The organism is Candidatus Eremiobacteraceae bacterium (assembly GCA_035295225.1).
Classification (GTDB): Bacteria; Vulcanimicrobiota; Vulcanimicrobiia; order Eremiobacterales; family Eremiobacteraceae; genus JABCYQ01.
The window spans coordinates 1-24,839 of the sequence record DATGJI010000015.1 but is presented as its reverse complement, the minus strand read 5'-3'; the positions used below and the strand labels follow the sequence as shown (position 1 = coordinate 24,839).

The window sequence follows — 24,839 nt, the reverse complement described above, 5'->3', positions numbered from 1 at the left end:
GGAAAGGTCGGCCATGCAAACGCTGGCTTCCGTCGTAGCGACAGCCCTGGTCTTCACGTTCAGTTCCACGATAAGTTCTGCGGCGACGCTCGTCAGAGTCTCAAGCGATCCGTTCACCAACGCTGCGAGCCAACACCGGACCGAAGTCGAGCCCGATACGTTTTCGTTCGGCGACACGATCGTCAGCGCGTTTCAAACCGGACGCGTCGTGCCCGGCGGATCGGCCGACATCGGTTACGCGACGTCGTCCGATGGCGGGATGACGTGGGGCTTTGGTTTTCTGCCGGGCATAACGAAGGCGCAGAACCCGTCCAACCGGTTCGACGCAGTGAGCGATCCTTCGGTCGGCTACGATGCAGCGCACGCGGTGTGGATGATCGCCTCGCTGCCGCTCTCGAACACGCGGCCGACGTCGCCCGCGATCCTGATAAGCCGTTCGCCCGACGGCAAGGCGTGGGCCAAGCCGGTCGGCATCGCGCCGCGTTCTCAGTCGGCCGACAAGCCGTGGGTCGTCTGCGACGATTGGACCACGAGTAGATTTTACGGCAACTGCTATGCCGAGTGGGATGAACCGTTCGCCGGTGACGAGGTCTTCATGGACACGTCACGCGACGGCGGTGCGACCTGGTCCGGGCCGTTGCCCACGGCAAATCAAGACGGAGGCTTGGGCGGTCAGCCGCTGGTCCTCCCCAACGGAAACGTCGTGGTTCCCTTCGAGGGCTTCAACGGCATCGTTGCGTTCAGGTCGACCGACGGCGGCAAACACTGGGGCGGCGCGCAGACGGTCACATCCGAGTTCTTCCACGCGGAAGCTGCCGGACTGCGATCGAGTCCGCTGCCGAGCGCCGCGCAAGATGCGTCCGGAAGGATCTATGTCGCCTGGCCGGACTGTCGCTTCCGCCGCAACTGCGCGGAGAACGATATCGTATACACGACGTCCGCGGACGGCAAGACGTGGACCGCGCCTGCTCGTGTTCCGATCGACGCGGTGACGAGCAGCGTCGACCATTTCATTCCCGGCATCGGCATTCAACCGGCGACGTCCGGTGCGAACGCCGGCATCGGGTTGACATTTTACTTTTTCTCGAAATCGAACTGCACGATGACGTCATGCCAGCTCGGCGTCGGGTTTGTCTCGTCGCACAACGGCGGTAAGAGTTGGAACACCGCTCAGGTCTTGGCGGGGCCGATGAATGTGCGGTGGCTTGCCAACAGTCAGAACGGACTGATGGTAGCCGACTACATCGCGACTGCGTTTGTGCACGACCTGGCCTACAGCGTTTTCGCTGTCGCCGATAAACCGTCCGGCGGCCTCTTCGACGAAGCGATGTACGCGCCGGCGGGCGGCCTTTCCATTCCGCTGTTCGGCCCGCAGCTGACGGCGGCGAACGATCGCGCTTACCTGGATCCGCGGTTCCGGTATCACTGGCGTCCGCTGCCGCCGAAAGCTCAGCGGCGCGCTGAAAAAGAGGGGCGCTAGCCGGCGCGCGCTTCAAGAGATAGCACGCGCGCCGCGGCGCATGTAAGAGGAGTGACACGCATGATCACACGCGTCTTGTTTGCATTGGCTTGCTGTTCGCTGATGGCGGTGCTGACGGAGGCGGCGGCTTTTGCCGACGACGCATCGGGAGACACCGGACCGGCTGCGTATGCGAAGTTCGTCGACGGGGCATCGGTCCAAAACGGACTTTTCAACGTCATCCGCAAGGACGGTAAGGTCTACATCGACATAGCCGCGGCGCAGTTGGGGCAAGATTTTGTGCAGACGGCCGAAACGGCGAACGGCCTAGGCGGCTACAACTTCATCCCCGGCGGCATCGGCTCGTATGCGCGTATCATCCGATTCACGCGCAGCGATGACAAGATCGTCGCGACCTGGCCGAACACCTATTTCCTCGCGTCGGGAAACGACGCGGCGAAGCGCGCGGTGGATCAGACCTTTGCCGACTCGCCCGTCGCGGTCGCTCCGATCGTCGCCGAGGATAGCGCAACGGGTCGCGTGATCTTCGATGCGTCGTTTCTGCTCGGCGACGTGGACAACATCGCCGCGCAATTGAAGCAGATCACAGGACCGGACGATCCGGATCACGCGTACCACTTGGATACCGACCGCACGCTGTTCGGCCCGACGAAGGCGTTTCCTCAGAACATCATCGTCGATGCGGACCAGACATGGGCGACAGACTCTCCCAACACGATCGATAACGTTCCGGACCCGCGCAGCTTGCGGATTCGCGTCGTCTACAATTTCGCGCAACCGCCGAACGATGGCGACTACATGCCGCGGCTCGCCGATGACCGCGTGGGGTTCTTCGATGCGGCCTACCTCGACTACGGCAACGACGTCCACGCGTCGCGCATCGTACGCTACGTCGTTCGATGGAACATGCAGCCATCCGATCCTTCGAAGCCGCTCTCGCCGGCGAAGCACCCGATGGTCTACTATTTGTCCAACACGATTCCGACGGCATACCGCGATGCGGTGCGGCGTTCGCTGCTGACATGGAATGCGGCGTTCGAGAAGATCGGGATCAGCGACGCCGTGCAGGTCAAGGACCAGCCGGATGATCCGAACTGGGATCCCGACGACATCCGCTACAACACCGTGATCTGGATGACCGAGTCGAATTCGGGGGGCTACGCAGCCGAGAACCCGGTCTTCGATCCGCGGACCGGACAAATGTTCCGGACCAATATCGTCATCGACGCTGACGTGCTGCAATTCTCCAACGTCACGGCGCAGATGTTCGTCGATCCGGTCGCGGGCAGCGCGGGCATTCAATTTCCAGCTATGGAGCGCGAATACGCCGTCGGGAAGCGCCTGCAGGCCGGATACGGCAAGGTGGCGCTGGACGTGATGGGACGTCCTCTGACGGGCGCTGCACTGACTGAATTCAACGACGAACTTCTCGAGTCGTTCATCGTGCACGAGTCCGGGCACGGCATGGGTCTGCAGCACAACTTCATCGGATCGCTCGCATTCAGTGCGAAGCAGCTGCACAGCAAGTCGTTCACGTCGCGCTACGGCGTGGCCTCATCGGTGATGGAATATGCGCCGCTAAATCTCTGGCCGATCGGAGAACCCCAGGGAACGTACTGGCAGACGGTCTTGGGGCCGTACGATTACTACGTGATCCACTGGGGTTACGCGAGGGTTCCGGGTGCAAGAACGCCGCAAGATGAGGTTCCGGTACTCAACCGCTGGGCGCAATCGTGGACGAACCCTTCACTCAGGTTCGCGAGCGACGAAGACGTTTCGTACGCCGACGCGCACGCCGTGGACCCGCGCGTGGCGCAGTGGGACCTTACGAACGATCCGCTCACATGGTATGCTTCGCAACTTCACTTGGCTCATCAGGTCCTCGATAAGTTGGACGCGACGTGGCCGAAGCCGGGCCGGAGTTTCGACGACGAGCGGGCGGCGTTTGAGTATGCGTTCGGGTACGTCAACCTCATCGCGACGCAGCCGGAGCACTTCATCGCGGGAGAGTACCTCTCGCGATCGCACGCGGGCGATCCGGGTGCTGCGGCGCCGTTGGCCCAAGTCGCTCGATCGGACGAGCGACGCGCGTACGACCTGCTCGATCGTTATCTGTTCTCGGACGACGCTTGGCATTTCTCACCGTCGACGCTCAACCGGCTCGTCTATAGCGAATGGGAAACGCAACAGGGCGGGCAATGGGCTTACAATCCGCCGCGGCGCCACGACGAGCCCGTCGTCGAAGCCGTCACATCGCTGCAGCGTCGCACGTTGGCGACGATGTTCCAACCCCTCATGCTGCAGCGCCTCGATGATCTTCCGCTCAAGGCGAAAGCGGGAACGACGATGACCCTTTCCGACCTCTTCGATTGGACTCAGGCATCGGTCTACGGAGATCTCGGGTCTTCCCGCGTCGGGTCGACGGGCGTCATCCATCGTTCGTTGCAGCAATGGTACGCTCGCATGCTCGCGATGCTTTGGCTCACGCCGCCCGAGGGGACGCCGTACGACGCGCAAGCGCTTGCGCGTCACGAACTCGTCGGGCTTCGCGATGAACTCCGCTCGGCCACGTCGCGTTCGGGACTCGATGAACTCACGCGCGCGCACCTGGAAAGTCTAGCGGATGTCGTTTCCCGTGCCCTTGACGCTCGCCAGGTCATCCCGCTCAAGCCGATTTAAACGTCATTCTCTGTAGGGCGGACCTTTACGGTCCGCCTTTACGGTCCGCCGGCGGACGATAAACGTCCGCCCTACATGCGTTGAAGCGCCAGACGGATCGCGGCGAGGCGGTCGCGACGCATGTTGAAGGCAGAAACCTCGTCCTTCGTCGGTGCTGCATCGCCGGATTCGACCAGCCCTTGAAGCTGTTCGAGCGAGCGCGCCAGAAAGCGCAAGCTTGAGAAATCCTCCGAAGGAGATCCGACCGAGTCGTCGGGTGACCCAGACGGAGTCGAGCCGAGCAGCGTGTTCATAATCGAAAGACGCCGATCGCTAAGCGGCATCTTGGCACGTATCGCGCGCGCTCGCGAAGATGTTTCCGCTACTTGAACGCGCAGCGACTCGATAGAACGCGCAAGCGAGAACTGCGCGGCCAAATCGGAGCGCGACACGTGAGCCCGCGGGTCGGCGACCACTCGCAGCGTCGCACTGTACGACTGCGAACCCACGAAGAGCTTGATGCTGAACGTGCCGGGCGCCGCCGTAACACCGTCTTGACCGCCAGGACCAAGCGGCGGTTGGCTCAAGAGCGCCGGCGCGGCATAATCGAAGTCCCACAGATAGCGATGCATGCCGAACGTGTTGGCCGGCGGCGAAACGGATGTGACCCAGAACGAAGGGAAATCGTAGTCGTCCGGGTTTGTCGGAACGGCTGGTTCATCGCTTGAGTACCGACGAACCAGTCCGCCGGTCGCATCGCGTATCTCGATCGTCACGCGGTTCCCGGCTGCGGCGGATCCGATGAAGTAGTCGATGTACGCGCCGACGGGGCGGTTCTCACCGCTCGGTTCTTCCGGCGGCAGGCGCTCGCTTGGAAATGCATGCGGCTGCAGCCGCACGGCGGTCTCCGGCGCGAAGAGATGTGCGAATCCGCTCGCCAAAGCCGGGGTCAACTCGTGGAGCGGCGCGAGATCGTCGAGCACCCAGAACGAGCGACCGTGCGTCGCTACGATCAAAGCATCGCGTTTGATCGCGAGATCGCGCACCGGCGTGACGGGAAGATTCAGCTGCAGCGGCTGCCAGGCGCCGCCGTCGTCAAACGAGACGTAGACGCCGAGCTCAGTGCCGGCGTAGAGAAGATGGAGGCGATCCGGATCTTCGCGGACCGCGTTCACATAGGCGCCGACCGGAATGCCGCCGGCGATGAGCGTCCACGATTTTCCGCCGTCGCGCGTGCGGTAGATATACGGACGGAGATCGTCGAGCCGGTGGCGATCGACGGCTGCATACGCGGTCATCGGATCAAACGCCGACGCTTCGATGATGCCGACTTTGCTCCATCCGGTCAAAGCGGGCGGCGTGACATCGCGCCAGTGCGCACCCTCGTCCATGGTGAGCCAGATCTTGCCGTCATCCGTGCCGGCCCAAATCTCACGACCGCGGATCGGCGACGGCGCGATCGTATACACGACACCGCGACGCGGTCCGATCCCCTGGTTATTCGCTGCTGCGGACGCATCGAGCGTGACCGGCACGCCGGGGTCGGCGCGCGTGAGATCAGGGCTGATGATGCGCCACGTATCGCCGCCGTCGGCGCTTCGGAAAACCACCTGACGTCCGTAGTACAGCACGCGCGGATCGGTCTTCGAGAACACGAGCGGCAGCGTCCACGTCTGACGGAACAACTGCAGGTACGTGATAGTTGGGTCGAGCGGTCGTACCTGGTGCCGCGTGAGGTCCTCGCGCGTGACGTTGTCCCCAAAAATGACGCCGGGATGTAGCGGATCCGGCGCCAGCGAGCCGCTCTCGCCGCCGGCGACGATCGGCTGCCAATCGAACGTCGTGATGCCGTTGTCGTCGGATTCGACCGGTGTGACGGCAGCGCCGTTGTCTTGCTGCGCGCCGTAGACGTTTGTCGGGAACTGGTCGTCGGCGATCACATGATAGAACTGGCCGGTCGGCTGGTTGAACCAGGAGCTCCACGTCGCGCCGCCGTTGAGCGAAATGCTCGTTCCCTGGTCGCTGCCGAGAACGATATGGCGCGGGTCGTCCGGATCGACCCACGGCTGATGAAAGTCGTCACCGTCGGGCGAACCCTTGATCGCGGTGAAATGCGCTCCGCCATCGGTCGAACGATAGAAAGCCGTGTCCGAGATGTAGACACGATCTGCATCTTTGGGATCGACCGTGATGTGGCAGAAGTACCAGCCGCGCTGCCACAGACGCTGATCGGCATCGACGAGCTTCCACGTCACCCCGCTGTCGTCTGACCGGTATAACCCGCCCGCTTTTGCGTCGACGATCGCATAGACTCGGTTCGGTTCGCTCGGTGCGACTGCAATACCGATCTTGCCGAGCCCGGCTGAGGGAAATCCACCACCGTGGATCTGTGACCAGTTGGAGCCGCCGTCGTGTGAAACGTAGAGTCCGCTGCCCGGCCCGTTAGAAGGCGGATAGATGTTCCACGGCGGCCGGCGCGTCTGCCAGAGCGAGGCGAAGATCGTCTGCGGATTCTGCGGATCGGACGCCAGATCGATCGCGCCGGTGTTCGCGTCTTTGAAGAGCACTCGCTGCCAAGTCGCGCCGCCGTCGTTCGTGCGATACACACCCCGTTCTTCATTCGGAGCGTATGCATGACCGAGGGCGGCGACAAGTGCCACGTCGGGATTCTTCGGGTCCACGATGATCCGTGCGATTTGCCGCGTTTCGTCCAACCCGATGTGATGCCATGTCGCGCCGGCGTCCGTCGACTTGTACATGCCGTCGCCGTACGTGATGTCCGACCGCATGTCGGCTTCACCGCTGCCGACATAGATCACGGCGGGGTTCGAGGGCGCGATCGCGATCGCACCGACCGAAGCGATACCCTGACTATCGAAGATCGGATTCCAGGTTCTCCCTGCGTCCGTGGTCTTCCACACCCCGCCGCCGACCGCGCCGAAGTAGGCGGTGGTCGGATCGCCCGGAACACCAGCGACCGCTACGTCGCGGCCTCCGCGAAACGGTCCGATGAGGCGCCAATGCATGCCGGCGAAGAGCGCGGGATTGACCACACCCAGATCGGCGGCCCTGACGCGCCCGGCGGCGAGGGATGATAAGGATAGAAGCGCAGCCGCAATAATCGCGGCGCGAACGCATAAGGACGTCTTCATGTCCGGCCACTTTGGCCTGCGGTGCGGTACCGACCTCTTGAAAGCATGCGATGGCCGCGGGTGGAATCGCGCCCTCGTGGACGACCTGTTGATCCGGCCCATCGAACTCCGCGAGTTAGCCGCTGCGGCGGGTCTTCGCGAGCGCATGACGCGTGAGCTCTCCGCCACCGGCTCTCCCCCGGATAACCCGGGTTGGCACATCGCGTTCGAACGATTTTATGCCACCCGGATCGCGGACGGCTCGGCAGCGACCTTCGTGATCGCTGACGGAGACACGCTCGTCGCCATGGCATCGGTCTATCGACTCATCAATCACCGAAGCGAGATATTTGCGCAGCCGTCAGCGTATATCAGCAACGTCTACGTCGTTCCCGAGCTTCGCAGGCGAGGTTTTGCGAGCCGCTTGACGCAAGCGTGCGTGGCGTGGGCGCGAGACCAAGGTTGCGTGGTCGCCCGACTGAGGTCATCGCAAGTCGGTAGGCCGGTGTACACGGCTCTGGGGTTCACCCAGTCCGATGAGCTCGAGTTGCCGCTTGGGACACCGCCGCCGGCAGAACCGCGCCGTTAACCTTACGTTAACAACGGACGCGTACGCTTAGTTCTTGGGCGTGCTATTGCTTGCAAAGGAGCATGAAGTTGCCAATCGTTCCTGCGTTTCCGCCACAGCCCGTGATGATCCAAAGCGGATTCGATTATGTCGGCGTTGACGCGCAGCGTCGCCGCGTGTACGCCGCGCATTCCGGCAGCGGCACATTGCTTGTCGTGAACGCCGACACGAGCAAGGTCATCGGGCAGATTGATGTCGGCCTTCTCCACGGCGTCGCGATCGACCCGGACAACGGCCACGTCTACACGGGCGACAGCGAACTGCGCCAGATCATCGACGTGGATACGAAGGCGATGTCGGCCGGCCCAAGCCTCGATGTTCCTGGACTGCTTGACGCGACCGCCTACGATCCGCGGTTCCACCACATCTACGCGGATGAAGACGACGGGACGCGCCTCTTCGTCGTGGATTCGCGCACGATGAAACTCGTGAAGACCGTTCCTCTCCCGGGGCACAAGCCGGAATACCTCGCCATAGATCCGACCAGCCGCAAGATCTATCAGAACATCGCCAACATCTCTGAATTCGTCGTGATCGATCCGATCACGCTCACGGTGATCAAGACGGTCAAGACCCCCGAAATCGTCAGCAACCACGGGCTCGCGCTGGACGGCGATCTCGGCCACGTCTACATCGCCGGCAGAAACGGCGTCCTGTCGGTATACGGACTCGACGGGACGCATCTCTCCAGCGTTCCGTTCGGTCACCGCATCGACCAGTGCGGAGCCGATACCGTTCGCCATAACATCGCGTGCGCGGGCGACGGCGAGATCACGGTGTTTCATGACGCCGGCGGCAGCGACGGCGTGTCGATCATCGGGCGGCTGAAAACGGACAAAGGAGCGCATACAGTCGCGTTCGACACGCAAACGGGCTATATGTGGACCGTTTGGGCTTCCGCGAACGGCGACTTCGTGCAGGCGTTTCGACTGACCAAGTAACGCTGGAAACCTTAAGGCGGATTAACCGCAAGATTATGGCGAGTTAATCCGGAGCCTCCATACTTGACGGGTAACGCAATCGTCGTGTGGAGGCTTTCATATGTCCATCCGTCCCCTCGGCATAGCGCTTTTGGCTCTCGCGCTCCTTGCGTCCACTGCGGGTTTTACGCCGGCGTTCGCTGACGCAACGGGCGCGGCGGTCCACAGCGCTTCCGGCAAGGTCGTCGATGCCAATTCGGGTCTGCCTCTCGCTGGAGTGAAGCTTGCTACAGAGGGGCCGACGGCCGCCACAACGACGACGCGACCTGACGGAACGTTCACCATATCCGGTTTGGCGTCGGGCGAATACTCGCTCATCGCAACGCGCTCGGGCTATGAGACGACGGCCTCCGAGATCTTCATCGTTGGAAATGAAGATATCAGCGGTCTCACCCTGGCGATAGCGCGCACGCAAGGATCGAACACCGGATCGCGCGTGTTGGGCCGCACGACGGTGCGCGCGTCGCAGTCGCTGCAGAAGGCGGCGACGATCTCGCGGACGGTCTCGGCCCAATCGCTTGCGCAACAGGGCTACTTCCGAACCGCCGACTATCTGCAACAATTGCCCGGACTGGTAGGCGGCAATCCTTCGCAGCCGGGCGACGATGTTTCGCTGGACATCCGCGGCATCGGCACCCTCGAGACGCTGACGCTCATCGACGGCCATCCGATCGGCCCGCGCGGCGACTATAACTACGAACTCTCACCCGTCTTCGGGTTGAGCGCCGTCAACGTGTTCTACGGATCGGGCGGATCGGATCTTTACGGCGTGAATGCCATCGGCGGGGTCGTCAACATGGAAACGCTCTCGCCAACCATCACACCGCAGGCTTCATTCTCGCAAAGTTTCGGGACGTTCGACAAACTCTCGTCGGCGATCCAAGATACCGGTTCGGTGAACGGTGGTAAACTCGGCTATGCGTTCGCATACGGCACGCAAGGCCTTGACGGACCCTTTCATCATGATGTTTTTTATCAGGCCTCGGCCGCGTTCGATCAGTATGCAACGGATCCGGCCGTGCATGCGACGGGTATGTATCAAGACGACAATTCGTTCATCAACAGGAGCGGCTTAGCCAAGTTCGTCTGGACTCTCAACCCGACAACGCACGTGACCGCCGCTTACCTCGGAAGCTCGGAGTGGGATGATAAGACGGGAAACGGCGACAACGATTTTCTCCCGTATCAAGTAGAGCTCGCAGCGGGTAAGGCGAACCTCGCGGCCGCGGCCGCTTCGGGCGGTTCCGACTCCTGTTACAATGCGAATCCCGCGACGTTTACCGTCAACACCGCGAACGGCGGACTATCACCGGGCATGGGGCCGTTCGGGCCGAATCCAGACGGCGGTTCGCCGTGCCAGACGCCGCAGTCTTTCGCGCGCGCGAACTACGGCTACCAAGGCGCCGGGCCGGCGTGGCAGGGGTACCATAGCAACGACTATCACATTCGATTGGATTCGAAGCTTGGACCCGGTAACGTTGTGGTCGATACGTTCAGCAATTTCTACTACCATAACTATAACCGCACGTTTGAGCGCCCGCTGGCGTGCGGCACCGACTCTTTCGGGAATATCGTCTACCCGTGCGGTTTGAACCCATCATGGCACGTCGACCAAGACGTCAATACCGGCGCGACGATATCGGATGACTTCGTGGGCACGCGCAACGACTTCGGCGCCGGCTTCTTCTGGGAGAACACCGCGTCGCTCTACCGCTCGTATTCGTGGAATACGGAGAACATGGGCGCACCCGCGAACCTCAGCGCAGCGATAACGTCGCCGGTCACCCACGACGACGCGTTCTTCCTGCGCGACGCGTATCAACCGCAACATTCGGACCTGACGACGTATCTCAACGTGTGGTTCAAGCATTCGACGATCACGAACACATCGTACGTCGACCCGCGCATCGCCTTCGTCTGGTCCGGTGCGAACAACGTCTGGCGCGTTGCGGCCGGCGGCACCTCGACGCAGCCGACTCCCGCACAGCTCGATCAGCCGTTTTCGCCGAACGCGCTCGGCGCCTTCACGGGCGGCGGCGTCTCGTGCACGTCGTTCAATTCAGTAGGAAACGTGCCATCTTCGGCGTTGATCCCCGAGAAGGCGTCGGACATGGAGCTGAGCTATGGCCACCGCTTCAACGAGAACTCAAGCGCGCAGCTGACATTCTACAACACAAACGTCTTCGACCAGATCTACGGCGTGACGGTGCCGCTGTCTTCGGTCTCCACGCCCGGCTTCAATCCCATTCCCTACGCGAATGCCGTGCAGGGCCTTTGCCCGGGCTTGAGCCAGGCGCAGGCGCTGGCCCTACTCGGACTGTCGGGTAACGCGAACATCGGTCATACCCTCGCCCGTGGAATCGAGCTGACGGGTACGCAGCATCTCGTTGGGGCACTGAGCCTCGATTACACCTACGATACGCAGTCCGCCATTCTCGAGTCGAACACACCGTCTCTCATCAATCCGGCGGATGGCGGGAACCTCTCGCTCATCCCGCAATCGCAACTGCCGGCCGTGCCGCTGCACAAGTACTCGTACACGTTTGCGTACGATTTTGAAAAGCATGTGGAAGCCAGACTCGCGACGTATCACCTTTCCGAGAACAATCAGAACAATTTGCCTGCCTACGGCTATTCGGATTTCGATCTCTCGGTGCCGGCCGGAGGCCAGAATCTCCTCAGCGTCAACATCAACAACGTGTTCCAAAGCCACGCGAACTACGAGAACCAGGTGGGCTTAGGCTATCCATCTGCCCTGAACCATTTCGCGAGCGTCGCGAACGGCGACTATGCGCCGTACTTCGGGTCGGCGGCGAGCGAGCGGTTCAACCTGCCGTACCGGACTATCGAGTTCATCTACTCGTTACGGGCTCGATGACGGTCGGCGGGCCGTAAAGGTCCGCCGTACAGAACGCGGATAATAGCGCACGACCGTTCCATTCTTGGAGGGTCGTGCGTGCGTTACCAAGCGTTGCTTTTGACTGCGGTTCTTTCGTTCTTCGTCTCTGCTTCTTCGGCGATCGCCTCGATATCGAGCCCCTTTGCCGGTCTGACGTTCCGGTCTATCGGGCCAACGGCCGCAGGAGGCCGCGTCACAGCAGTCGCCGGTATCGCCGACGATCCGAAGACGTACTATTTGGGTGCCGCGGGCGGCGGCGTTTGGAAGACATCGAACGGCGGCGCGACGTGGGCGCCGCTCTGGAATTCGCAGCCGGTCCAAGCGATCGGCGCGATCGCGATCGCAGCGCACGATCCGCGCGATATCTGGGTGGGAACCGGCGAAGCAAATCCGCGCAATGACGTGATGGCCGGCGACGGCGTATACGTGTCGCGCGACGCGGGTCAGACGTGGAAGAACGTCGGACTGAGCGCGACAAGACATATCGCGAGCGTCTTGATCGACCCGTCACATCCGAATCACGTGATCGTGGGCGCGCTCGGCGATCCGTTCAGCGACTCGCCGAGCCGCGGTGCGTACGTCACGAACGACGGCGGAAAGACGTGGACGAAAACGCTTTACGTCGGACCGCGCAGCGGCATCTCGGACATGGCGATGGATCCTCACGATCCGCAGATCATCTTCGCCGGCGTTTGGCAGTTCCACCGCGATCCGTGGACCTTCGACAGCGGAGGCCGGCAGGATGGGCTGTATCGCTCGCGCGATGGCGGCGTGACGTGGACGCAAGTCAGCGGGCATGGTTTCCCTGCCGGTGAGCTCGGCCGCATCGGACTTGCGATCGCGCCGAGCGATTCGAAACGCATCTACGCGCTCGTTCAAACGAAGACTGGTTTTCTGTGGCGCTCCGACGATGGCGGCTCGAACTGGCTCAAAGTGAGTTCGACGACGCTCATCGATCAGCGGCCATTCTACTTCAGCCACATCGCCGTCGATCCGAGCGACCCTTCGAAGATATGGTCTGTTTCTGAGGATATCTCGGTCAGCACCGACGGCGGCAAGACGTTCAAAAAGATACCCGCGTCGGATGTCTTACATCCCGACAACCACGCGATCTGGATCGCCCCCAACGACCCGAAGCGCGTCATCATCGGCGACGACGGCGGATATATCCTCACGCTGGACGGCGGCGCGAACTGGGCGTTCTCGAGAAGTCTGGCCATCGGCCAAGCCTATCACGTCGCTGTCGACGATCGGACGCCGTACGACATCTGCGCAGGATTTCAAGACAACGGCGCGCTGTGCGGGCCTTCGAACAGTTTGGATCCCGACGGGATTCTCAACGGCAAGTGGACCTTCGAACTCGGCGGCGACGGGATGTGGTCCGTGCCGGATCCCTCAGATCCCGACTTCATCTGGAGCGATTACCAGAACGGCGCTCTTTCTGTGATGAATAGGCGCACCGAAGCGTCGTACGATGCGTCGCCATACGAAGGCGACCTCTACGCGTTCGATCTTGCCGCCCGCACGTATCGCTTCAACTGGTTTTCGCCGATCGCGTTCGCCCCTTGGGATCCGCATACGGCCTGGTTCGGCGGCAATGTCATCTGGCAGACCCGAGATCGCGGTTTCACCTGGCAGGTCATCAGCCCCGACCTGACGCGCAACGTCAAATCGCACCAGCAAGTCCCCGGCGGCGCGATAACACCGGACGTCACCGGTGCCGAATACGCCGACACCGTCATCTGGATCGCCGGCTCGCCGGTCGCCACTGGAGAGATATGGGCGGGAACCGATGACGGACTCATACAGTTGACACGCGACGGCGGTCAACACTGGAAGGACGTGACGCCGCGCGGACTCCCGCCTTGGGGTTACGTCACGTGTGTCGCACCCTCACCCGTCGCCGCGGGCACGGCATACGCGGTGATCGACCGCCATCTTTCCGGCGATACTTCGCCGTATCTCTATAAGACCACCGACTTCGGTTCGACATGGACGTCGATCGCGAACGGGCTGCCGCGCACGCAATGGCTGAAGACGGTACTGCCCGACCCCGTCAACCCGCATATCGTCTACGCCGGCATGGAACGTTCGTTCTGGGTGTCGTTCGACGGCGGGGCACGTTGGCAGACGCTGCAACTGAATCTTCCGGCTTCCTCAGTGCGCGACGTACGCATTCAGCCGACAGCCGACGATCTCGTCCTCGCAACGCACGGCCGCGCTCTTTGGATCTTGGACGACCTGCGACCGCTTCAAGAGTGGCCGCAAGCGCACGCCGCGGGCTACTATCTCTTCGCACCGCAGACGGCCTACGAGTACTCGTACCTCGAACACCAGAACCATCTCTACGCCGAGGCGGCGGCGGACAACCCTCCGGCCGGAGCGGACATCACGTTTTTCCAAAGCAAGAAATCGCCCGGCGCAGGTCCGCGCATGGAAATCGTGGACGCCGGCGGTCGCGTCGTCCGCACGCTGGCGGGCTCGCATCTGGTAGCCGGAAAACAGACGCCATGGATTCCGAACACCGCGGGCATGGTCCGCGTCGTGTGGGACTTCACCGAAAACGGGCCGACGAAGTGGACGTCTGCGACGCCGACGTATCAAGGTCCGGATGAGGGGGCGACGGTCGTGCCGGGATCGTACACGGTGCGCTTGCATCTTGGGCGACGCGTCCTGACGGCGCCCCTGACCGTCAAAGCGGATCCCCGCGCGCCGTGGACGCAAGACGACTACGCAAAGCAGTACGACTATGCCGTGTTCGCTTTCGACCAGATCGATACGATCGATCGCTGGCTGAACGATATCGACGCGACGCGCGCGCGTCTTTCCCGCGCGATCGCGTCGCCTGCGACAAGCTCGGCCGACGCGGCCGCTGCGCGCGCGGTGCTGGCGAGCGGGGCGCGCCTCGAAATGATGCTCTCCTCGAATCCGAAGAACGACGAAGACAATTTCATCCAAGCGCCCGGGCTTCGCGAAAAGCTCTTCGACCTGTTCAACCCGCTGGGCGGAAGCGCGCCGCTACAGCCGGCGCTCGATTTGAAGGACCGTCTGAGCGCAGCCATGGATGCAGCGTCAGCGGCGTTCGCGACATGGCATCAGAGCGTGGCGGGATTGCACATCGGACGATGACGTTCGTCGGCGAGCCGATAGTGCCGGAGGCCGGCAGCGCCGACGTCGAGGCGATGGCGCGCGCCGAGCCGAGCCTTCCGCGTGCCTTCACGTGGCGAGGGACGCGCTACGAGATCGCGGACGTGATAGCGAAGCGCAAGACCACGGGAACAGATCGCGGGGACACCTATATCCGCAAGCACTGGTTTGACATCCGGACTCGCTGCGGCAAACGTATGACCATATATTTCGACCGCAACCCGACAAACCGGTCAGCGCGCTCGAAGCGCTGGTGGTTGTACAAAATCGATTGATGAACGTCGCGCCGGCGGACCGCAAGGGTCCGCCCTCTATCAAAATGTGAAGGGCGGCCGTTTTGTCGCGGCGGCGCACGACGTTTCCAGACCGGCGCTGCTTCCCGCGCTGATGAAAGCGGCGACAAGTCTCGCGCCGCAGGTGGTCTCGCCGGCGTCGGCGCTCTTGGGAAACAGTACGTTGACCGCATGGGGAAGATAGCGCTGGATGCGCGCCACCTGGTCTGCAGGTGTCGCAGGATCGACTCCGCCCGTCAACAACAGCGCCGGCGCGTTCGATCGGACGGGATGGAAAAATGCCGGATCGACTGTCGCGTGCGGCCACACGGCGCACGCCGCGATCTGAGCCCGCACTCGATAGTCGCCGAAGAACGAACCCCGCGTCGCGCCGCCGATCTCCGATGGATCTATCGTATTGACTTCTTCCGGGCAGCCCAACGACATCGCCATTCCCCAGAAGATGTTCGTCGCGAGCGTCGTGCGTATCGCGACCGTCATGTCGGCAGACGGATCGAAGTCGCCGTGGGCCGCGGCGTGGATCAACCGCAAGAGCTGCACGGACGAGTTCGCGTCGTATAAACCGTAGCGGACAGTTGAAACCCACGTTTCAGCGTCGATCTGCACCGGAAATTTGACTTTCGTCGCGGGATCCGTCGCATTCGCGTGGACCGCTCCCCTTGAGAGCGTCGAGAGCGCGGCGGCGAGATCGCCGCGCGGATCGGGAATCGCGGCGTGACAGCCCGCATCGGCCGAGCAGTCGGCGAACAGCCCATCGATGGAATTCTGAGCAGCGCGCGCATACGGCAACGGACCTTTCGAATCGGTCGCGACGGGCCCGTCGAGCACCGCCGTTCGGACATGCTGCGCGTGCCGGCGCATGTAGTCCAAGGCGACCGTCGTTCCGTACGAGACGCCGACGAGGTCGATCTGATCGTAGCCGAGCGCGGCGCGCACGTCATCGAGGTCGTCGGCGGAATTGTCCGTGTTGTACTGCGTGAGATCGGCGATCGCGCTAAGGCGCTGTGCGCACTGGCTGAGGACTTGGACGGGCCAGTCGGATCCAAAGAAGCGTGTGATATCGGTTCCGGGAAACAGATCGCATTGCAGCGGATGAGAATCGCCGGTGCCGCGCTGGTCGACGAGCACGATATCGCGCGTCGAAGCGGCGTCACCGGTCATCGTCGCAAATCCAAGTCCGGTCTGGTCGGCGCTCGGCTGGCCGGGGCCGCCCGAGATACCGAAAATCGCGTCCTTCGCCGCAGGTCTCTTCGGCGCGGATATGACGATGACGTTCAGTCCTATCGCTCTCGAGCCGGGCGAATTGCGATTCTCGAAGACGACGACGGTGCCGCAGCGCAATGTCGCCGACGTGACCAACGTCTGCGGACAGGAATGGCGAAAGAACGTGGGCCCCGCAGCTGCTGCCGGAAATTGCACGAACGCGCCCGCAGCAACCGCGGCCAACGCCGCAAGTGTTCGAATCCAACGCATGCCGCTTATTGCTTGCACGCCAGCGCATCGTCCTGCACCGCACCAGCGGCGGAGCGATGCAAAGCCGGTTACGGTCCCGGACCGCCGTTATTCATGGATGCAGACATCCCGCTGTCTGCGACAAGCCCGATGCCTGCGCAGTACGCGACGGAATCCGGGTTTTGCACGATGTGCGGCAGCGGCCGCAGCGTTATGTCGTTATGCCCGCCGAGATCGTAGATCTGGAACGATGCGACGCGGCTTTCGCAGTCGCCATTGCCCAGGACGTACTGGTATGGTGACCCGTCTGCCGGATCGACGAGTGACGACGGGTCGACGTACGGGTTTCCGGGGCCGCCGAACATCGCAAGCGTGATCGGGCCGTTCGCCGTCGGATATTGGCCGCCGTGGTCCGCGGCATATGCTTCGATCGCGCTCGCGAGATTTCGCTCGTTCATCTCGCATGCCGCCGTGAGCGCCTGATCGCGGATATGGAAGAAAGCGGCGAGCAAGATCGTCGCTAAGATCATGATAATGGCAACGACGAAAAGCACTTCAGGCAATGAAAGTGCGCGTGCAGTGGTGGAATATCGCGGTCGCATCGATCCCGGCTCCCCTTGCCGTCGTTGCGAAGCGGACGCGAGCGGTCCGCTAGCTTCCTGTGTGACTACGATCACTGGCCGGCTGTGACACCGGTTACGGGAAAATTCTTGCGGAACGCTATGTGGGACAAAACCGGACGCCTGCCGCGGCATCGGCTTTGAGAGGTTAAGGACCAATGCCGAAGCAATCGGTGGGCGCAACGATTTCCAGCGCATCGCGGTCCCCGTAACAAGGAGACTTGTCTCGTCCATGGCGCCCTCGACGCCCGCGCGCGCCCCCGTGCCCGAAGAAAGCCTGCGCCGTGCGGTCTCCGTCTGGGGATCGTATGCTTGGGGTTACGCCGACGTCGGCGCCGACATCTACGTGGCCCTGGGGCTCGTGGTCGGCGCCGCGATGGGTGCCGCCAACGTCGCGTTCGCCTTCGCCGGCCTCGTCTACGTCTGTATTGGTCTCGCGTACACGGAGCTCGCCGCCGCGTATCCCGTTGCAGGCGGCGGACAGTTTTTCGTGACTCGCGCGCTCGGCGATTTTCTCGGGTTCGTGGCGGGCTGGGCGGTCCTGCTCGACTTCACGATCGACATCAGCCTCTTCGCGTGGTTCACGATCGGATATTTGAGCGTCACGGTGCCTTGGCTCAGCCAGCATCATGTCTGGTACTTCGTGGCCGTGCTCGGCGTCACGGCATTTTTGACGACCATCAACGTCATCGGGGTGCGCCACTCGTCACGCGTCAACGAGATCGTATCGGGCATAGACGTCGTCAACGAGACGCTCATACTCGTCGCGGGCTTCGTGCTGGCTTGGCATCCGGAGATACTCGAACGAACGATGCGCGTGCACTGGCCTTCAACCGATAATCTCTTGCTCGGAATCTCGCTTGCCATCATCTCGTTCGTGGGTCTCGAGAGCATATCGCAGGCCGCTGAAGAGACGTACAGGCCATCCACCGTGCTGCCCCGCACCTCGCTCGCGCTCATCCTGACGATCTTGATATTCGCGATCGGCTACTCCAATCTCGTACTCGGTCTGCCCGACGTCCTTTCGGGCGGGGCGAGCGTACCGATGTACCAATTCCTGGGCAACGCCGAGAACAACGACAAAGCGGTCGCGGTGCTTGTCGGTTTCATCCCGTATCTGGGCGCGCTGTTCAAACTGTACGTGCCGCTGCTCGGCGCTTTCCTCGTGATGATCTCAAGCAACTCCGGTGTCTTTGGCGCGTCGCGCATCGCCTACGCCATGGGCAACAGCGGCCTGCTGCCGTCGGTGTTCAAACGCACGAATCCGAAGACGAAGACACCGGTCATATCGATCGTCGTGTTCTCCAGCGTGGCGATCGTCGAACTGTTCGCCGCATACCGCCAAGGCGATCAAGCGCTGAACTTCCTGGCGGACCTCTATGCGTTTGGCGCCGCGCTTTCGTACACGCTAGTTTTTGTCGCGCTCATCACGCTGCGTTTTAAGGACGCAAAGGCGCCGCGGCCGTTCCGGATGCCGCTGAACGTGCCGGTCAAGATCGGCGGATTGCAAGGCACGATCTCCATCGTGTCCGTGCTCGGCCTCATGGGCATCGGCGCCATCCTGATCTTCATCATCCTCACGCATCCGATCGGGCGCATCGCCGGTCCTCTCTGGCTCGTCTCAGGAATTATCGGTTACGCGATCTATCGGCGTCGTAAGAATCGTCCGGTGTTCGGAAGCTTGCAGCGCGATTGGGTACGGCATCATGTCGAGACGCTGACGAACGCGGGTGAGCTTGAGATGCTCGACGAGTACAAAGCCGCCGAGAAGATCTCCACGTAAGCGCGCCGATGGCTTCCGAACGCTCGATCTTCGCGGAGCGAGGCTTCGCGTATTACTTCGGCGGCCAGACGCTCAGCTATGTGGGCGATGGCCTGCGCACGTTCGCATTACCGCTCCTCGTCTTTCATGTGACGCACTCGGCGCTGTCCACCGGCATCACGTATGCTTTGGAGATCGTGCCGTTCGCCCTCGTCGGGCTCGTCGGCGGGTCGCTCGCCGATCGCGTCGACCGGAGGCGCATGATGATCGCGTGCGATCTCGCACGCTTTCTGATCATGGCGGCCTTCGCGATCGCGTACTACCGCGGCTGGCTGACGCTGCCCATGCTCTACGTCGGCATCGTACTGCTTGCTTCGGCGGCGGCGATTTTTCTCGGCGGTCAACAGTCGAGCATACCGCATCTGGTCGGCACGAGCCGTTCGACGAAAGCCACAGCGGCGCTCATCGCGGCGGAACAGACGACGAACCTCATCACCCCGCCGATCGGCGGCGCGATATTCTCCGTGGCCGGTCCGCTGCCGGCGCTCGTCGCAAATGCCTGCACGTATCTCATCTCCCAATTCACACTCGCGCTTGTTCCCACGCTTGGGCCGGACGCGCCGGGTCCGATTCCGAGTCTCCGCGTCATCGCCGCGGATATCGCGCGAGGCTTCAAATATCTCACGGGCGATCGAGCGCTCACCGCCGTCACGCTGACGAGCTTCGGCCTCAACCTCTTCGGAATGATGGCGGTCGCCGTCTTGATCCCGTTCGTCAAGAACGACTTATCCGCGAGCGACGTGGTGCTAGGCTTCGCGTTCGGCGGCATCTCTGTCGGTTCGATACTCGGTGCGCTCATCGCCGGCCGCTACGCCTCGCTCTGGCCATTCGGCATCGCGCTGCAGATCGCGTATGCCGTTGACGCCATCATCTACATACCGGTGATGTTCGCTCACAGCGTTCCCGTCTTCGTGCTGTTCTCAGCGCTTGCTAGCGCGTCCGGCTCCTTTCAGGTCGCGCAAATCGTCGGCTGGCGCATGCGGATCACACCGAGCGACAAGTTCGGCTCGGTGTTCGGCGCGGCGCGTCTGGTCGTGCTCAGCGGCATCGGACCGGGCGCATACGTCGGCGGTCTGGTAGCGCAGAACTATGACCCGCGCCTCTCGATCATCATCTCCGAAGTGGGATTCCTCTTGATCGCGCTTTATATGGCGTTCAATCGCGCTATCCGCGAGGAGCGGCGCTGACGGCGCACTGCCGCACCACGGCGTCGAGTCGCGACATGTCCTCGTTGCCCATCTGGTAGTGGCGGAGCCGGTGTGCGGCATCGTATACGAAATATGCGGGCCACCATTCGTTGCCGAAACGCGCCGACAATTCGCCAGGCGCATCAGCGGCGCACGGATGCCGCGCGATGCGGCAATAGCGCTCGCATTCGGCCATCGCGTCCGCGCTCGTCGACACGGCGTCGCGCCGCGGCTGGAATGCGCCGATCACGACGAGACCGGTCGCCGCGTAGTCCGCGACCCAGCGGGCGATATGGCGCGCGCCCTCATCGCAGAGCGGACAGTTCGATGAGAAGAAGTGGACGACCACGGCGCGGCCGCGCAGCGATGTCTCATCGGGCGGCGCATGTTCAAACCACGGCGCATCGCACGCCAGGGAGGGAAGCGCGGCGCCCAGCCGCGGTTTGGCATATGTCACGAGCGACGCATTCAAAGACCGAGATGGGTTCCACTGCTCGCGGTTGCGCGAAAGGAGAAGCAGTCCGCGGCGATAACTCGCCTCGTGTTCGTCGAGCTGTACGTAAGGATGTGGGATGACTGCTGAAGAGCGTAGGCTTTCACAAGCGCGCGGCAGACGAGAACACTGGTACCGCTGGGGATCCTACTTGAGCGAACGCCAGTGGGGCACCGTCCGCGAAGACTATAGCGCGGATGGGAACGCCTGGGGGTACTTGCCGCACGACCACGCTCGTTCGCGTGCATATCGCTGGGGTGAAGACGGCATCGCAGGATTGTGCGACAATCATCAGCGGCTGTGTTTTGCGATCGCGCTCTGGAACGGCGCCGACCCGATACTCAAGGAACGGCTTTTCGGTCTGTCGGGCCCCGAAGGCAATCACGGCGAAGACGTCAAGGAGCGATATTTCCACCTCGACAACACGCCGTCGCACGCGTACATGGAATATCTGTACGAGTATCCGCAGCGAGCCTTCCCGTACGAGAAGCTGCTCGAGGAGAATCACGAGCGCGGAAAAGCGGCGCCCGAATTTGAGATCGATGATACCGATGCCTTCGCGGACGACCGGTATTTCCAGGTCTTCGTCCGCTACGCGAAAGCTTCGCCCGAAGATATCCTCATTGACATCCGCGTGCTCAATCGCGGTCCGCAGTCCGCGCGGCTGCACGTCCTTCCCACGCTCTGGTTCCGAAATACGTGGTCCTGGAGAACCGACTCGCCCAAGCCGCTACTCGGCGCGATCGGCTCCGACGTGGTTGAGACCACGCACGAGACGCTGGGCCGCCTCTACCTCCATTGTGAGCATCCTGACGGGCTTCTCTTCACAGAGAACGAGACGAACAGCGAAAGGCTTTTCGGTGTCGCCAACAAGACGCCGTTCGTCAAAGACGCCTTTCACGCGTACTTGGTAGAAGGCCGCCAAGACGCGGTCAACCCGCAACAGACGGGGACGAAGTGCGCTGCACATCACGCGCTCGAGCTTGGACCGGGCGAGAGCCGCACGATCAGGTTGCGTCTCACCGATTCCCCGGACGTCGTCGATCCGTTCGGCGCGGAGTTCGGCGAGACGTTCGCGCTGCGGCTTCGCGAAGCCGACGAGTTTTACGCGCGGGTCGACCCCTACGAGGCCTCGCCCGAGCGGCGCGCGTTGCAGCGAAAAGCGTTTGCCGGCCTGCTATGGACAAAGCAGCACTACCATTACATCGTCAAGACATGGCTCGATGGCGATCCCGCGGAGCCCGCTCCGCCCGAAAGCCGCAAGTGCGGTCGCAATCACGACTGGCAGCACGTGTACAACGACGACGTCCTCGCAATGCCGGATGCGTGGGAGTATCCATGGTTCGCCGCGTGGGACCTCGCGTTTCACGTCGTGCCGTTGGCGATGATCGATCCGGATTTCGCGAAGAAGCAGCTCCTGCTCTTGACTCGCGAGTGGTACATGCATCCAAGCGGACAGCTGCCGGCGTATGAATGGGCGTTCGGCGATGTCAATCCGCCGGTACACGCGTGGGCTGCGCTGCGCGTCTATCAGATAGAGCGCAAGATGTACGGCGCGGGCGATCGACAATTCTTGGAGCGCGTCTTTCAGAAATTGCTGATGAACTATACCTGGTGGCTCAACCGCAAAGACGCGGACGAGAACGATGTCTTCCAGGGCGGTTTTTTGGGGCTGGATAACATCGGCGTCTTCGATCGGTCGGCAGCGCTTCCCACAGGCGGCCACATCGATCAGGCAGACGGCACGAGCTGGATGGCCATGTACTCATTGAACATGCTCGCGATCGCGATCGAGCTCATGCAAGACAATCCGGCCTATCAAGACATCGCGAGCAAGTTCTTCCAGCACTTCCTGCGCATCGCCGAGGCTATGAATCACGTGAGCGAGGACGAGATCGGCTTGTGGGATGAACAGGACGGATTTTTCTACGACGTGCTGCACCTGCCGGAGGGAAGATTCGAGCGCATGGCACTGCGGTCGATGGTAGGACTCATCCCGTTGTTCGCGGTCTACGTCCTCGAGCCGAGCGTCGTCCAGCATGCCACCGACGATTTCACGCGCCGCTTCCAATGGTTCATCTCGCATCGGCCCGACCTGCACGAGAACGTCGCCGATCTCGAGGCCGAGGGTATGCATGGCCGGCGCCTTTTCGCCGTGTGCGGAGAGGCTCGCCTCAGGCGCATCTTGAGCCGCATGCTGGATGAGACGGAATTCTTGAGCCCGGGCGGCATCCGTTCGCTCTCGAAGTACCATCTCGATCACCCATACGTGCTGAACGTGGACGGGATGGAGCACCGCGTCACGTACGAACCGGCTGAGTCGCGGACCGGTTTGTTCGGCGGAAATTCGAACTGGCGCGGACCGGTCTGGTTTCCGGTCAACTATCTGATCGTCGAGTCGCTGCAGCGTTTCCATCACTATTATGGTGACGATTTCCGCGTCGAGTGCCCGACCGGATCTGGTCGCATGCTCAACCTCTGGCAAATCGCCGACGAGATATCGCGCCGCCTGATTTCGCTTTGCGAGCGGTCATCAGACGGCGCGCACGACCGCCCGTCGTTCTTCGAATACTTCGACGGCGATACCGGACGGGGTCTTGGCGCAAGCCATCAGACCGGCTGGACGGCGCTCGTGGCGAAGCTCGTGCAGCAGCGCGCGGAACATGCCGCGCGCAGAGCACCGTGAAAGACTCCGTCACACGAGCGGATGCTATCGTCGTGGGCAGCGGGCAAGGCGGCGTGCCTCTCGCCGCGGAGCTCGCGCGCGAGGGCAAACGGGTCGTTCTGTTCGAGCGCGGCCGGATCGGCGGTTCGTGCATCAACTACGGCTGCACGCCTTCGAAGGCATTCCTGGCCGCGGCGCACGGTGCCGGACGCGCACGGCTCGCCGCGTCGCTCGGCGTGCGGGCCACGGTCGACGTGGATTTCTCGGCGGTCATGCAGCGAGTGCGGCGCATCCGCGATCGATTCTCGAATGATCTGAAGAAGAAGCTGGAAGCTGCCGGCGTCCACATCGTCAGCGCGCGGGCCGCGTTCAGCGGGCCGCATGAGATCGAAGGCGGCGGCATCAAAGTCCAAGCGCCGATCATCGTGATCAATACCGGCACGTCCGCGCTCGTTCCGGACACGCCTGGTCTCGCGGGCACGCCGTTTCTCACCAACGCCGATTTCTTCGACCTCAGCGCGCTGCCGAAAAGCGTCGCCGTTATGGGCGGTGGTTACATCGGACTCGAACTCGGTCAGGGCCTGGCGCGCTGCGGTGCCCAGGTGCACATCCTCGACGGAAATCCGCGCGTGCTCTCCCGCGAAGAACCAGATGCCTCAGCCGAACTTGAAAAAGGATTGAAGGCGGACGGCGTTGCGCTGCTCCTGGGACGGCGGGCGAAAGGTGTCTCATACGGCGCCGAGGGCTTTGCGATCGACCTCGACAACGGCGATCGACTGCGCGCCGACGCGCTGCTCGTCGCGGTCGGCCGAACACCGAACACGCGAGATCTGGCGTGCGCGGCCGCAGGCGTGGAGTTGGACCGGCGCGGCTATGTCGTCATCGACGCGCGCTTCAAGACGACGGTTCCAGGCGTCTATGCGATCGGCGACGCGGCCGGCCAGCCCGCCTTCACCCACGTCTCGTGGGAAGACTATCGCCGCCTATGGACGCTTCTGCACGGCGGGGAGCGCACGCGCGACGATCGCGTGCTCGCCTATTCGACGTTCACAGAGCCGCAAGTCGCGCGCGCGGGCTTGACGTTGTCGGAGGCACAGGCGCGCGGCCTGCGCGCGCGCGCGGTCACGCTGCGCATGGATTCGATCGCGCGCGCGATCGAATGGGGCCACGAGTTCGGCTTCTATCGTCTCGTGGTGGATGAAGAAACCGAGAAAATCCTCGGCGCAACACTCGTCGGATACGAGGCGGGAGAAGTCGTGCATGCGATCGTCGCCCACATGGAGGCGGGGTCCACATGGCGTGTGCTCGACCGCTCCGTGCACATACATCCGACGTATGGCGAAGCGTTGCCTAGCCTCGCGCGGCTGCTGGAGTCGGCCGGTTC

General features: G+C 62.6%; 15 protein-coding genes. 11 read left to right on the top strand and 4 right to left on the bottom strand.

Features of this window, described 5'->3' with window-relative positions; translation table 11 throughout:
• Positions 1-13: 13 nt before the first annotated feature.
• Positions 14-1,480: a sialidase family protein gene (locus VKT51_01845; protein HLJ82902.1), complete on the top strand. Its 1,467-nt coding sequence runs from the start codon at positions 14-16 to the stop codon at positions 1,478-1,480.
• Positions 1,481-1,540: 60 nt separating this feature from the next.
• A complete protein-coding gene (locus tag VKT51_01840) occupies positions 1,541-4,159 on the top strand; it encodes a zinc-dependent metalloprotease (GenBank protein ID HLJ82901.1) in 2,619 nt (872 codons plus the stop codon).
• A 71-nt stretch (positions 4,160-4,230) separates the two neighbouring features.
• Here the strand turns inward: VKT51_01840 and VKT51_01835 are convergent, their stop codons facing one another.
• Positions 4,231-7,290 (bottom strand): hypothetical protein, encoded by a 3,060-nt coding sequence (locus tag VKT51_01835; protein ID HLJ82900.1) that lies wholly within the window; start codon positions 7,288-7,290, stop codon positions 4,231-4,233.
• Between VKT51_01835 and VKT51_01830 the strand changes: the two genes are divergently transcribed.
• From VKT51_01830 to VKT51_01810, 5 genes are all read left to right on the top strand, one after another.
• Positions 7,289-7,858: a GNAT family N-acetyltransferase gene (locus VKT51_01830; GenBank protein HLJ82899.1), complete on the top strand. Its 570-nt coding sequence runs from the start codon at positions 7,289-7,291 to the stop codon at positions 7,856-7,858. The genes VKT51_01835 and VKT51_01830 overlap by 2 nt on opposite strands.
• A gap of 68 nt (positions 7,859-7,926) precedes the next feature.
• On the top strand, positions 7,927-8,838 hold the full coding sequence (locus tag VKT51_01825; GenBank protein HLJ82898.1) for a YncE family protein: 912 nt from the start codon (positions 7,927-7,929) through the stop codon (positions 8,836-8,838).
• Between the two features lie 100 nt (positions 8,839-8,938).
• Entirely contained in the window at positions 8,939-11,755 is a 2,817-nt protein-coding gene (locus tag VKT51_01820; protein ID HLJ82897.1) for a TonB-dependent receptor, read from the top strand.
• A 78-nt stretch (positions 11,756-11,833) separates the two neighbouring features.
• Positions 11,834-14,905, top strand: a complete 3,072-nt coding sequence (locus tag VKT51_01815) for a hypothetical protein (GenBank protein HLJ82896.1) — start codon at positions 11,834-11,836, stop codon at positions 14,903-14,905.
• Positions 14,902-15,198 carry a DUF6504 family protein gene (locus VKT51_01810; GenBank protein HLJ82895.1) on the top strand — a complete coding sequence of 99 codons (297 nt, stop codon included), beginning with the start codon at positions 14,902-14,904 and terminating at the stop codon, positions 15,196-15,198. Before VKT51_01815 ends, VKT51_01810 begins: the two co-directional genes overlap by 4 nt.
• A gap of 39 nt (positions 15,199-15,237) precedes the next feature.
• Here VKT51_01810 and VKT51_01805 read toward each other — a convergent pair whose 3' ends face one another.
• Together VKT51_01805 and VKT51_01800 are read right to left on the bottom strand one after the other, a co-directional pair.
• Positions 15,238-16,707, bottom strand: a complete 1,470-nt coding sequence (locus VKT51_01805) for an alpha/beta fold hydrolase (GenBank protein ID HLJ82894.1) — start codon at positions 16,705-16,707, stop codon at positions 15,238-15,240.
• Positions 16,708-16,757: 50 nt separating this feature from the next.
• Complete coding sequence (locus VKT51_01800) at positions 16,758-17,270, bottom strand: type II secretion system protein (protein HLJ82893.1); 513 nt, start codon at positions 17,268-17,270, stop codon at positions 16,758-16,760.
• Between the two features lie 250 nt (positions 17,271-17,520).
• Between VKT51_01800 and VKT51_01795 the strand changes: the two genes are divergently transcribed.
• Positions 17,521-19,071 carry an APC family permease gene (locus VKT51_01795; protein HLJ82892.1) on the top strand — a complete coding sequence of 517 codons (1,551 nt, stop codon included), beginning with the start codon at positions 17,521-17,523 and terminating at the stop codon, positions 19,069-19,071.
• Between the two features lie 8 nt (positions 19,072-19,079).
• Positions 19,080-20,297 carry an MFS transporter gene (locus VKT51_01790; GenBank protein ID HLJ82891.1) on the top strand — a complete coding sequence of 406 codons (1,218 nt, stop codon included), beginning with the start codon at positions 19,080-19,082 and terminating at the stop codon, positions 20,295-20,297.
• Here the strand turns inward: VKT51_01790 and VKT51_01785 are convergent.
• Positions 20,275-20,769 carry a TlpA disulfide reductase family protein gene (locus tag VKT51_01785; protein HLJ82890.1) on the bottom strand — a complete coding sequence of 165 codons (495 nt, stop codon included), beginning with the start codon at positions 20,767-20,769 and terminating at the stop codon, positions 20,275-20,277. The genes VKT51_01790 and VKT51_01785 overlap by 23 nt on opposite strands.
• A 100-nt stretch (positions 20,770-20,869) precedes the next feature.
• Between VKT51_01785 and VKT51_01780 the strand changes: the two genes are divergently transcribed.
• Together VKT51_01780 and VKT51_01775 are read left to right on the top strand one after the other, a co-directional pair.
• Positions 20,870-23,476, top strand: a complete 2,607-nt coding sequence (locus VKT51_01780; protein HLJ82889.1) for a hypothetical protein — start codon at positions 20,870-20,872, stop codon at positions 23,474-23,476.
• Positions 23,473-24,839, top strand: a 1,367-nt coding sequence (locus VKT51_01775; protein ID HLJ82888.1) for an FAD-dependent oxidoreductase, incomplete at its 3' end; no start/stop codon positions are given. The genes VKT51_01780 and VKT51_01775, both read left to right, overlap by 4 nt.

Coding starts and splice junctions, on each gene's coding strand:
- VKT51_01845 (HLJ82902.1), top strand. CDS start 14: ATGCAAACGCTGGCTTCCGTCGTAGCGACAGCCCTGGTCTTCACGTTC.
- VKT51_01840 (HLJ82901.1), top strand. CDS start 1,541: ATGATCACACGCGTCTTGTTTGCATTGGCTTGCTGTTCGCTGATGGCG.
- VKT51_01830 (HLJ82899.1), top strand. CDS start 7,289: ATGTCCGGCCACTTTGGCCTGCGGTGCGGTACCGACCTCTTGAAAGCA.
- VKT51_01835 (HLJ82900.1), bottom strand. CDS start 7,290: ATGAAGACGTCCTTATGCGTTCGCGCCGCGATTATTGCGGCTGCGCTT.
- VKT51_01820 (HLJ82897.1), top strand. CDS start 8,939: ATGTCCATCCGTCCCCTCGGCATAGCGCTTTTGGCTCTCGCGCTCCTT.
- VKT51_01810 (HLJ82895.1), top strand. CDS start 14,902: ATGACGTTCGTCGGCGAGCCGATAGTGCCGGAGGCCGGCAGCGCCGAC.
- VKT51_01800 (HLJ82893.1), bottom strand. CDS start 17,270: ATGCGACCGCGATATTCCACCACTGCACGCGCACTTTCATTGCCTGAA.
- VKT51_01795 (HLJ82892.1), top strand. CDS start 17,521: ATGGCGCCCTCGACGCCCGCGCGCGCCCCCGTGCCCGAAGAAAGCCTG.
- VKT51_01790 (HLJ82891.1), top strand. CDS start 19,080: ATGGCTTCCGAACGCTCGATCTTCGCGGAGCGAGGCTTCGCGTATTAC.
- VKT51_01780 (HLJ82889.1), top strand. CDS start 20,870: ATGACTGCTGAAGAGCGTAGGCTTTCACAAGCGCGCGGCAGACGAGAA.